Origin of the sequence: Dictyobacter arantiisoli (assembly GCF_008326305.1) — a bacterium.
GTDB classification, from domain to species: domain Bacteria; phylum Chloroflexota; class Ktedonobacteria; order Ktedonobacterales; family Ktedonobacteraceae; genus Dictyobacter; species Dictyobacter arantiisoli.
This window is the reverse complement of the sequence record NZ_BIXY01000082.1, coordinates 22,849-33,832: the sequence shown is the minus strand read 5'-3', so window position 1 is coordinate 33,832 and position 10,984 is coordinate 22,849. Positions and strand designations below refer to the sequence as shown.

Annotated in this window: 10 protein-coding genes; 3 read left to right on the top strand and 7 right to left on the bottom strand. The window is 51.6% G+C overall.

Going from position 1 to position 10,984, the window contains the following annotated elements:
* The first annotated feature begins 286 nt into the window (after positions 1–286).
* From F1593_RS29735 to F1593_RS21655, 3 genes are all read left to right on the top strand, one after another.
* Entirely contained in the window at positions 287–1,015 is a 729-nt protein-coding gene (locus F1593_RS29735) for a LysR family transcriptional regulator (protein ID WP_216368954.1), read from the top strand.
* Positions 903–1,481 (top strand): LysR family substrate-binding domain-containing protein, encoded by a 579-nt coding sequence (locus tag F1593_RS29435; RefSeq protein ID WP_308483092.1) that lies wholly within the window; start codon positions 903–905, stop codon positions 1,479–1,481. The genes F1593_RS29735 and F1593_RS29435 overlap by 113 nt, the downstream gene beginning before the upstream one ends.
* Positions 1,482–1,552: 71 nt before the next feature.
* Complete coding sequence (locus tag F1593_RS21655) at positions 1,553–1,777, top strand: hypothetical protein (protein ID WP_149403648.1); 225 nt, start codon at positions 1,553–1,555, stop codon at positions 1,775–1,777.
* 118 nt (positions 1,778–1,895) lie between these two features.
* Here F1593_RS21655 and F1593_RS21650 read toward each other — a convergent pair whose 3' ends face one another.
* The 7 genes from F1593_RS21650 to coaE form a co-directional block, all read right to left on the bottom strand.
* Positions 1,896–2,600, bottom strand: a complete 705-nt coding sequence (locus tag F1593_RS21650; protein WP_149403647.1) for an ABC transporter ATP-binding protein — start codon at positions 2,598–2,600, stop codon at positions 1,896–1,898.
* A 14-nt stretch (positions 2,601–2,614) separates the two neighbouring features.
* Positions 2,615–3,493 carry an ABC transporter ATP-binding protein gene (locus F1593_RS21645; RefSeq protein WP_149403652.1) on the bottom strand — a complete coding sequence of 293 codons (879 nt, stop codon included), beginning with the start codon at positions 3,491–3,493 and terminating at the stop codon, positions 2,615–2,617.
* Positions 3,494–3,514: 21 nt separating this feature from the next.
* On the bottom strand, positions 3,515–5,548 hold the full coding sequence (locus tag F1593_RS21640) for a branched-chain amino acid ABC transporter permease (protein WP_149403646.1): 2,034 nt from the start codon (positions 5,546–5,548) through the stop codon (positions 3,515–3,517).
* 67 nt (positions 5,549–5,615) lie between these two features.
* The gene (locus F1593_RS21635) at positions 5,616–6,557 is read right to left on the bottom strand and encodes a branched-chain amino acid ABC transporter permease (RefSeq protein WP_149403645.1); all 942 of its coding nucleotides are present in this window, start codon (positions 6,555–6,557) and stop codon (positions 5,616–5,618) included.
* 189 nt (positions 6,558–6,746) lie between these two features.
* A complete protein-coding gene (locus F1593_RS21630) occupies positions 6,747–8,108 on the bottom strand; it encodes a branched-chain amino acid ABC transporter substrate-binding protein (RefSeq protein WP_149403644.1) in 1,362 nt (453 codons plus the stop codon).
* A 591-nt stretch (positions 8,109–8,699) separates the two neighbouring features.
* Positions 8,700–9,740: an alpha/beta hydrolase gene (locus tag F1593_RS21625; RefSeq protein WP_149403643.1), complete on the bottom strand. Its 1,041-nt coding sequence runs from the start codon at positions 9,738–9,740 to the stop codon at positions 8,700–8,702.
* Positions 9,741–9,756: 16 nt separating this feature from the next.
* The gene (gene coaE, locus F1593_RS21620) at positions 9,757–10,377 is read right to left on the bottom strand and encodes a dephospho-CoA kinase (RefSeq protein WP_149403642.1); all 621 of its coding nucleotides are present in this window, start codon (positions 10,375–10,377) and stop codon (positions 9,757–9,759) included.
* Positions 10,378–10,984 lie beyond the last annotated feature (607 nt).

Below are 10,984 nucleotides of genomic sequence, written 5' to 3'. Positions count from 1 at the left end.
CGTCGTGGGTCTGGGAGGGCCTGAAGTGCTTCGTACAGTGAGAGCAACGAAAGGCTTTCTTCATTCGTCACGGATGCTCTCTTGAGCGTCAAGGTAGTATAATCCATATGAGATTTCCTTTGTGGTTTTGAAGTTTTTTGTATTCTACAAGGAAATCTCTTTTTTTTCACCTCCTCTAGGAGAATTGGAAAGCCCTGATGAAACAGTAATGTCAGTTGCTGACATACCTATGATACAGTATAATGGAAGTGATGTCAATAGCTGTCATGAAGGAGGTGTTGAACGTATGAGCCGCTGGGAACCCAATGCCAGGGGCCGACTGGAGCAGGCAGCGCTGGACCTGTACCAGGAACGCGGGTTTGAGCAGACGATGGTAACGGAGATCGCTGAACGGGCTGGCCTCACTGAACGGACATTCTTTCGCTACTTCGCCGATAAGCGTGAGGTGCTGTTCGGGGGTCAGGAGACGCTGCGCACTATCTACGTGAGTGCCATCGAAGCTGCGCCTGCTTCCGCCACGCCTCTCGATGCAGTCGCCGCAGCCCTGGAGGCCGCTACCCCAGTGTTCCGAGATCGCCATGAACTTGTTCGGCAGCGCCAGGCCGTGATTGCCGCCAACCCGGAGCTCCAAGAACGCGAGATGCTCAAGCGCGCAGCACTCACCTCGGCCATGGCCGAGGCGTTGCGAAGACTGCGCCACTTGCGCTATTTTGTCGCTGTAACCGAAGAACTTCACTTTAGCCGCGCTGCCGAGAAATTACACATCGCTCAGCCACCTTTAAGTCAACAGATTCGCCAGTTGGAGCAGACCTTAGGTCACCTACTCCAACAAATGAATGGAAAGAGGGAGCATGGGGAACGCCGATGCATCCGTAGGAGCCACCCTTCACGGGTGGAGGGGCATTGCCATTGCGCCCCAAAGCCCCACCAGAGCAGGCGGGCAGGCATTACAAAAGCAACAAATACAGATAGGATTTGCGGCAAGCCTCAGCCAGGACATCCCAACGGAATTTGACTCAGAAGTTATCCAAAGTGTTCCGTTCGTTGCCGTTTTCGCACCGCAACATCGCTTCGCTTCACAGCCATCTGTCACGCTTCATGCCCTGGTCAATGAACCGTTCATTTTTTGTCAGCGCAAATCTGCAAGTGATCTCTACGACCGCATCATTCAGCTTTGTGGCTTCAGTCCCCTCATCAGGCAAGAAGTCTCTGACATCCGTATGCTGCTTGGGCTGGTGGCGGCCAATCTTGGTGTCTCCCTTTTGCCTGCTTCAGCGATGACCCTTTATACACAGGGGATCGTGTACCGTCCTCTGGCCGATGTGAATGTTGATATCGCTGTCGAGACAGTTGTGGTATGGCGTCGGGAAGAAATCTCTCCCCTGGTTCAGGAATTCCTTGTGGCTATACGGGAGGTGCTGGAGCAACAGAAAAAGACGATGACAGGTGTTCCAGAGGGGCGAGATGATTTGATGGGGTGAGTGGTCTGTACAGATGGTGTGGCAGCATGTACAATGTGGGATATCTCATACTTATGGGGAGGGTTTTGATCGTGAGTCCACAGGATAATAAGAAGAATGCGAAGTTACATCTGGTGGGGAAAGATACTGCGCCGGCTCAGGAGCAGGAGTTCGCTGGCTTGAATGAGTATGATAGCTTTGAGCTGTTAGAACATTTAGAGTCGCTGCGCGAGGAGATGGAGGAGTTACAGGTGGCTTCTCTGGCGGAGGTGATCGCGAAGATTGAAGCGTTGCAGCGTCTGATCGATAAGGATTAAGGCAACGTTCCACCAGCAATAGCTGCATACTGCGTCCCATCAGCATTGACAGCATGAAGACAAAAAGAGAGCATCGGACAGTGTAACGTGTCCGATGCTCTCTTTTTGAGACTATGCCTTAGCCACCAAGATAGGCCTGGCGGACCAGGTCGTTGGTGAGCAGATTTTTGGCGCTATCGCTTAAGACGATTTTGCCGGTCTGTAACACGTACCCACGATCAGCGAGGCTGAGCGCCATAGAGGCATTTTGCTCAACCAGGAAGATGGTCATGCCTTCGTCGCGAATGCGCAGGATGGTGTCGAAGACGGTCTCGACGAGCTTGGGGGATAATCCCATCGATGGCTCGTCCATGCAGATCATCTTGGGGCGCGACATGATAGCACGTCCCATCGCCAGCATCTGCTGCTCACCACCGGACATGGTACCAGCGTATTGCTTCAGGCGCTCACGCAGGCGCGGGAAGATCTGACAAACGTGATCCAGGTCCGCGTCAATCTCTTTGCGATTGCTGCGTATATAGGCTCCCATTTCCAGATTCTCTTTGACCGACATGCGTGGGAAAATACGGCGCGATTCTGGTACCAGCGCCAGGCCGGATTGGACAATCTCGCCGGTCGCCTTCTTCTCAACAGGTTTGTCTTCGAAGAGGATCGAGCCACTGTTGGGACGGACCAGGCCGAAGATCGTTTTCATGGTCGTTGTTTTGCCGGCAGCATTAGCTCCCAACAAACAGACGATCTCGCCTTTCTCGACCTCAAGCGATAAATCCTGCAACACATGGCTGGGGCCATAATAAGTGTTGATATCAACGAGTCGTAACATGGTAGGTAGACCTCTTATTCTTCTTCTCTGGCAGCGGCTTCGGCATCCCTCTGATCCGCCTCTTCCTTCGCCTGGCGACCCAGATAGGCCTCAATGACCCGCTTATCATAGCGAACCTCATCCGGCAAACCATCCGCGATCTTCTGTCCATAGTCCAGTACCGCGATATGGTCAGACATGCCCATAGTCACCGCCAGCTTATGCTCAATCAAGAGAATGGTCAGGCCCAGTTCGTCACGGAGACGGCGAATGTATTTAACCGCATCCAGCGTCTCGGCTTCGTTCATACCTGCGGTAGGCTCGTCGAGCAGCAGAAGCTTGGGATCAGCAGCCAGCGCACGTGCGATCTCAACGCGACGGCGATCCGCATAGGAAAGATTTGAAACATACTCATCCTGGCGCTCAATCAGCACGGGACCGAAGAAGCTCAGCAACTCTAACGCACGCTCGCGCGCCTTGCGCTCCTCCGCCACCACTTGGGGAGGACGGAATAACGATCCCAGCACGCCAGCCTTCAGGCGCGTATGCTGTCCTACCAGCACGTTTTCCAGTACCGTCATGCTATTAAACAGACGAATATTCTGGAAGGTACGCGTGATACCTTTGGTCACAATGCGGTCGGGCGACTGATTCACAATCGATTGCCCATTCAGCAGAATCTCACCTGAAGTCGGACGGTAAATGCCCGTAATCAGATTAAAGACCGTTGTTTTGCCTGCGCCATTCGGACCGATCACACTCACGATCTCGCGTTGTCTCACTAATAGATTGACGCCTGAGACAGCCGTCAGACCACCAAAGGTCTTGGTTACCGAGCGGAGTTCCAGCAGTGCATCCGCCGTCGCGACGGCAGATTCTGGCTGGCCCTTCAGCTCTACCTGATCAGAACTCATCATTTTCCTCCTCTGTGACGGCTATTCCACATGCACTTCCGCCTCAAACGCAGGCGTGCCAGGGATGGCATCTAACGCAGACGGATCTTGCTGCTCTATTTCCTCTTCATTGGTCGTGTGATGAAGTTCACGACGGCGGCGCGCACTTGGAATCAACCCTTCTGGTCGGAAGATCACGATGATAATGAGAAGGGCACCAAACAGAAGATCGCGAATATTCTCAAAGGTAAAGTTCGGCAACATTTGTGGAATGACATGTAAGAAATTACTCGGATCGGCCGCATAGGCATCCAATTGAGGCAGGATCAACAGGTTGATGGCATAGACCACAATCGCGCCCACGATCACACCTGGAATACTACCCAATCCACCGATGACGACCATCGCCAGATAGATATAGGAGTCGGTGGTGTTAAAGTCGCTTGGAGAGACCGTGCCCAGTTTGGCCGCGTGATACGCACCGGCAATACCAGCGAAGAATGCGCCAGCTGCGAAGGCAAACAACTTGGTATTGACCAGATTGATACCCGACGACGAAGCCGCAATCTCATCTTCACGAATCGCAACCCAGGCGCGCCCCAGTTTGGAGTCACGCAGCCGTATATTGGCGAAAACGCACAGCGCGATCAAGATCAGAATGAGATAGTAGTAGGGGGTTGGACTGGTATTCCAGTTGATACAAAACGAGCCAATGCAGGGCGTAATCGGTGGATACACACCAGCAATACCATTGTTACCATTGGTGACCGCATCCATCTGGGTAAAGACAATCGGAATGATTTCTCCAAAGCCCAGAGTCACGATTGCCAGATAGTCACCGCGCAGTCGTAAGGTCGGCGCGCCCAGAATGACACCCCAGAGGGCGGTTATCAAGGCAGCAATGATAATCATCGGCCAGAAGAACCAGGAGAAAACTTCCGGTTTGGCCATGATATTGGTCAGTTTATAGAACTGTTCCGAGCCAACTAATGACCAGGCGTAGGTTCCAATGATAAAGAAAGCCACATAACCCAGGTCCAGCAGGCCCGCAAAGCCTACCACGATATTCAGACCCAGCGCCAGGATGATATAGAAACCGAGGTCGCCATAACCGGTGATACGACCCTTTGTCTGAGCGCCAAAGATGATTGGATCAAGGACAGGATAGAGGACGACAAAGAGTAACAGTAAAAACATGTAGATGCGGGTCGCGCCACGACTGAGCAAGGGCTTATCATTTGGCACGACATCACGGGCCTCTTCACGGGCCCGGCTGGCGGAAAGATGCGCCAACTGATCCTTACGACTCACATGCACTTCGCCAGCATGGCTCGCCTCAGCGCCAACCACGACCTCTTCATCAGGCGTTACCACATAGCGTAAAGCCATCTTGCCACCCTGACGACCCAGGAACCAACCGGCCACAACCAGCAGGACCGTACGTGCGATCACCCAGGACAACAGCTCGGTGGGCAAGGAACCAATGGCATAGAAAATGACATCCGCAACCAGCGCGATCACCGCGAAACTTGTTGCGAACCAGAAACCACCCTGTTGCGCCAGACGCAACAATGCCTGCTGTCCCGCTTTATCCATCACACGGATATCGGTCAATGGAGGAGCGACGGCAATATGTCTGGCCGCACGTACTCTGCTACGGATAAAGTTATAGATCGCCCAGATAATCACACTCAGGCCCAGGCCAATCAACAGGTTACCGGTGACCGTCAACATAATCAACGGCAGCACAGCGATAAAGAGCACATCCAACCAGACTTCGATAGCACTGCGACGGCCACTATCGGATGCCACCAGATAGCCGGTCAGCACAATACTCGTCCCATAGATCAGGACGATAAACACAAAGCGAAGGATATTAAACCAGAGATCATGATCATAATAAGGACTCTGAGGAATCAACACCCCCAGCAACGCCTGATTCACAATCCCTTCACCACTCCAGACAAAGGTAAAAACAATTACCGGCACAAGCATGGCGACAAGCCATTTGAGCAATACCTTGCGCGTCTCGACGCCTGGGGGCAGTTTCGTAGGGGAACTTACTGATACAGCCACGTTTTATCACCTCGTTCTTCTGCTTGCTTGATCTTTTTTTCTACGTGTACACGTTGGGGTACCATGCTCACACTTTCTCTGGAGTATGTTGTCCAAAGAGGCCCGAAGGTCGGAAGATCAGAATCAAAATCAAGATCGCGAAGATAACCGCCTGGTTCCAGGCATTACCACCATGTGGCAAGATATTATTAGGAATTAAGGTCACGAAAGAGTAGATGAGACCGATCAGGAGCCCACCAACCATCGCGCCCGCCAGGTTACCAATTCCACCGAGAACTGCCGCAGTAAAGGCAATCAAGCCCTGCTGGAAACCGAGGTAGAAATAGGTATTGGGGAACTTAAGGGTATAAATGAAGCCACCCGCACCGGCCAGGCCAGCACCAATAAAGAAGGTCAGAGCGATAATCAAATTGACATTCACACCCATCAGAGCGGCGGCATCGCGATCCTGTGCCACCGCACGCATCGCACGTCCCATGCGGGTAAAGTTCACCAGGAAATGCAAGCCAGCCATCAGGGCCAGCGCAACGATCAGCACAAAAATGTTAATGATATCGATATTAATGGGGCCAGCGCTAATCGCGCCAATCGGCATCGGAACAATCGAGACGTTCGTCGGGCCAAACCACAGCTTGCCAACATCTTGCAATACCAGCGACACGCCGATAGCCGAAATCAGCGGGGCCAGACGCGGGGCACTGCGCAGCGGACGATATGCCACACGCTCAATGACTACACCGAGAATCGCGCAGAACAGAAATGATCCAACACAGGCCAATGCCAGTTGACCAACCAATTCCCAGCTCATAGCCGTCGGGGGATGTGAGTATTGCACGCCCAGCGCGCTCAGAATCGCAATGGTCACAAACGTGCCAAGCATAAAAATATCACCGTGAGCAAAGTTGATCAATTCGATAATGCCATACACCATCGTGTAACCAAGCGCGATCAAAGCATAAATCGCACCTGTGGCCAGACCGACAATCAACAAATTCACGAAAGTAGCCATAAACGGTTACTCCTCATCTTCTCAAAAGGACTGCCTACAGGAAATTTCTGTCCAGCAGGTCAAACAAAAACCTGGGGAAGTAGTAGCCGGAGAAGGCTCCGCTAACACCTCCCCAGGTAGATCGCTTTTAGCGCGTTTCATTCACAGGTACTTACTCGAGAAAACGCAACCTGAACGAGAATACCGGGACTAACCCAGCGTGCTGGTATCGATCTGATCGAGGAACTTCCAGCCATCACCCTGTGTCGGATCACCAATGGTGTACAGAGAGATGAAGTGGTTCGAAGTGTCACCATTGGCATCAAAGCTATGCTGACCGGTCAGACCAGTGTAGGAGATTTTCTGAATCGCGTTGATCACCGCCTGACGGAATGCGGTGGCATCGCCATTCGCATTAGCAGGAGGAGTCGCTGTTTTGGCGTCGATCACCGTTTTGATGGCATGCAGGACGATCTGAGCATCGTCATATCCACCGGCGCTATACGCACCAATGGCACTCGCACCAAACTGCTTGGTGTAGGCAGTCAAGAAATCAGCATAGGCGCTGGACTTGCTGGGATCGATACCTGGGATTGTTGCGAAGACAGAGCCACCACCCAGAGGAGCAATCGCTTTGGAGAGTGCCGAAGTCTTGGTACCATCACCACCCATGAAAGGAGTGTTGCCCAGACCTGCGATGGTCTTCATCTGCTGACGAATGGTGATACCACCGGTTGAGTCATTGCCGCCGAAGAAGATCACATCTGGTTTCTTGGCTGCAATCGTGGTCAGAACGTTCTCATAGGAGTTGGTAACTTTGATACTGACGTGATCGATGACAGTGCCACCGAGTTTTTTCCAGTAGATGCCAAAGTTGTTCGCCAGACCAACACCATAAGCCTCGGTATCATCAATGATGTATGCCGTTTTGTAGCCTTTGGTCTTGTAACCATAGGTTGCCAGAGCAGCACCCTGATACTGGTCGATGGTCGCGGTACGGAAATAGGTAACCTTACCACTTGGGCGCAGAGCAGCCATCTGGTCGTTCTTACCACCACACTCAACCGCAGGTGTGTTCTTGGTCAAACAGTCATTGGTATTGGCAGGACTGAGAAGAGCGATGGGTGCGCTGTTGGTAGCAGGAATCTCTGCCAGAGCAACGCTACTGTTGATAGGACCAACGATAGCGGCGACCTGTGCATCGCCAGCCAGATCAGTGACGTTTTTCTTACCAACGGTCTGATCATGGGTACCGCTGGCACCAACATCATCTTTGGAAACCAGTTGGAATGTGTAGCCTGGTACGAGATGATTATCGTTGGCCTGCTTGATTGCCAGAGCCGCGCCATCCTGCGCAGGAAGACCGGTTGAGGCATCACTCGCAGTCGTAGGAAAGTCAGTGCCGATCTTAATCAGAATCGGACCGCTGTTAGTGGTGGTGGAGGTAGACGGAGTACCGGAACCACAAGCAGCCAGGATGCTCAGGAAGAGCGAAAAGCCTATGAGAGAGGCAAAAATACGAGACGGACGTCGTCGCATAATGTAGTCAGCCTGCCTTTCAAAAAGTGCCATTTTACTAATGGGCGCTTTTTACCTTCAAAGAGTAATAAAAAGAACAATAAAAAAGGAATCACAGGTTGCTGTACTAATAGTAAGGACGTCGATACCCTACAAAAATAAATACGTCAATTAAGGGAATCTTCTCACCACTTTCGTAGGTTGTCTAAAAACTCAAGCACTGACGCTTTGACGACTCTGTCAGGAAACGACACGACAAGTCCAACCGCACAGCATCAGAGATGCTCTTTTTTCTGGAAAAGAGATTGAGGGAATTATACGTATTGTCTTTTAAACTGTCAATACATATTTTTTTTATTTAGATGGAGTTGCAAACAAGAATAGATGGAAAGTCCACATAAAACTCTGAGGTGATTTTGCGCTCTCAAAATTGAATAGAACTCAGGCAGAAGGAGACCCCTCTTAAGCGCATCACAAGCAGTATACCAGCCTTCCAGGCCATTCGAGGCCGAATAGCCTGGCACACTTCCCTTTAATGGGTGAGCTTTTCTGGCTTTGCCACTTACGATAAATGAGATGTCGGAAATTACAGGTATTCTGCAAATTCATTCCTATATGATCCGCTATGATCCGCGTTGATAGGTATTAGAGGCCAATATAGGTATCAAAGAAGCTATCTACATGTGAAATGTATTCTTGAGTAGCAAGGGAGAAGGACTGGGCATGTCCAGCACCACTGACAACCCAATTTTGCTTGGGGGCACCAGCAGCCCTGTATAATTCATACATACCGGCCAGCGGAGTCTGTGCATCATTGTCACCATTGACAAAAAAGATCGCCGTATGGCCTGCCAGGCGTTTGACCACATCTATCGGTCGCGCCCGGGTAATATCCACCCCATAGGTTTCCTCAACCAGTTGCTGGTCGGCCTCTCTGACCTTATCGTTGGGAACATCGCCCGGTACTCGCGTCGCATCTTCAGGACAACTCTCAGCGACCAGGGCATCGATATCGGTGCTCTCTGCCGCGGCCAGGACAGCAGCAGTCGCCCCCATTGAGAGTCCTAAAACACCAACTTTACTTCTCATCGTATCGGGATAGGCGTGGACAAAGGAAATCGCAGCCAGAATATCTTCTGATTCCACCATACCTAGAGTTGACATTACACCCTGGCTACGTCCATAGCTTTGAAAATCAAAGAGCAGCACGCTATACCCATGCTGAAATAAAAAGGCAGCTCGTTGCACCATATCTACACGATTGCCAGGCGTACCATGCGTAAGAATAATTACAGGCGCCTGAGGACTCTTCACCGCCAACCAGCCAGAAATCAGATTGCCACGCTGATTATAGAAAGAAATATCAAACACAGGAATTTCCCGCACAGCTCTGGCGGGAGGAATCACGCTGGTCGGAGCAGGGCGTAGTCCGCCAGTCAGTTGAAAAAGATTGGAGTAGACTGAACTGGTAAGTACAGCGGATTGGCTGGAGTCCCTGAGTTGCCCCGCCAGGAACTGTCCTGAAGGAGCCGAACTGAAAGAGGTATGAGTGCTGCGACGCAAGGTGTTCTCGGCACTGTCAGCAGGAGAAATATTTGCCGCATGGATACTCCAGGCAATGGAGACGACAAAGACAAGCAGCAAACTCCCTAAATAAGGATGTAGAAACGACCATCGTTGTTGCATAGCACTTATTTACTCCCTACGGCTTAAATAGTACGGCGGGAAAGGCTTGACAGAAGCGTTCAAACGCCTCCTGTACTTGCCGATAGGTCTCTTGAAGAGTACCACCATTCTGAATTACTAGATCGACCAATGATAATTTATCTTGATAAGCAGGTTGGGAGCGCAGCCGGAGACGCGCTTCTTCCTCATCCAGGTTGTTGCGTCGCATGAGGCGCTGCATCTGTTGCTCAATGGGACAGACGACCAGCCAGATACTCTGGCAGCGCGCCGCTGATTCTCCTTGCAATAGTTTTACGGCATCCAGAATGGCGATACCCTGCTCACTTACCTGAGCCAGTTCCGCAGTGAGCGCCTGCTGAACGGCAGGATGAACAATCGCTTCTAAGGCCTGCATCGCGGTAGCATCGCGGAATACCAGCGCGCCCAACGCCTGGCGCTTAACACTCCCATCCTCCTCCAGGACGCCGTGACCAAAGGTCTTTCCTACTTCGAGCGCAATCGGTTGTCCCGCTGCATAGAGGCCATGCACCAGCACATCGGCATCGATATAGCGTTCAGCACCCAATGTGAGCAGATACTGTCCAACAGAAGACTTGCCACAGGCGATATTTCCTGTAATCCCAATGATACGCGGCATAGCAGGGCCAGAACCTTTCACTACGAGCAGGTTGTCTACCTTCTTAAACGAACATGTCTGAAGGGATGAACGAAGAATAATGATCCCTGTACAATTCTGCTTGAAATTTCAGACAACCAACACTTCAATTGTAACGCGATCCCCAACTTCTGGATCAACTCCTCTATATGTTACGAGTCATCTCATGCAATGGAGGCACCAACGAGGGCTATTTTGGCTCTCCGTCCTTCCGAGTGGTGGTGGAAGAGGGAAGGTGCGAGGACTGTCATGCCCCCGGCATGCCTACCATCGCGCTCCGTCAGAGGCTGCCGCCCCTGCACCCCGCTTTCACCCTATGCGTTCAGAGAGAAAAGAGGTTTTCTACGAATGATGAGAATAGTACCATATCCAGGGCACTCAAGCAATACAGCTAACACTATTACAGACACAGATGACATGCGTCGTCCGTGCTCATGATCGTCTCTTCTGACGTGGAAAGACAAAAGTCCTCATCTTTCCAGTATCCCCATGCGACATGGTGTATACTTGCCTTGTGGTATACCAGAACAGTAGACAGGCTGGCAGGTCCGTTGATTGGGACATCTCTCCCAGGGTTGACCGCCAAATG

Excerpts from the sequence above, each read along its gene's own strand:
- F1593_RS29735 (WP_216368954.1), top strand. The coding sequence starts at position 287 with ATGAGCCGCTGGGAACCCAATGCCAGGGGCCGACTGGAGCAGGCAGCG.
- F1593_RS21650 (WP_149403647.1), bottom strand. The coding sequence starts at position 2,600 with ATGTTACGACTCGTTGATATCAACACTTATTATGGCCCCAGCCATGTG.
- F1593_RS21645 (WP_149403652.1), bottom strand. The coding sequence starts at position 3,493 with ATGAGTTCTGATCAGGTAGAGCTGAAGGGCCAGCCAGAATCTGCCGTC.
- F1593_RS21635 (WP_149403645.1), bottom strand. The coding sequence starts at position 6,557 with ATGGCTACTTTCGTGAATTTGTTGATTGTCGGTCTGGCCACAGGTGCG.
- F1593_RS21630 (WP_149403644.1), bottom strand. The coding sequence starts at position 8,108 with ATGGCACTTTTTGAAAGGCAGGCTGACTACATTATGCGACGACGTCCG.
- F1593_RS21625 (WP_149403643.1), bottom strand. The coding sequence starts at position 9,740 with ATGCAACAACGATGGTCGTTTCTACATCCTTATTTAGGGAGTTTGCTG.
- coaE (WP_149403642.1), bottom strand. The coding sequence starts at position 10,377 with ATGCCGCGTATCATTGGGATTACAGGAAATATCGCCTGTGGCAAGTCT.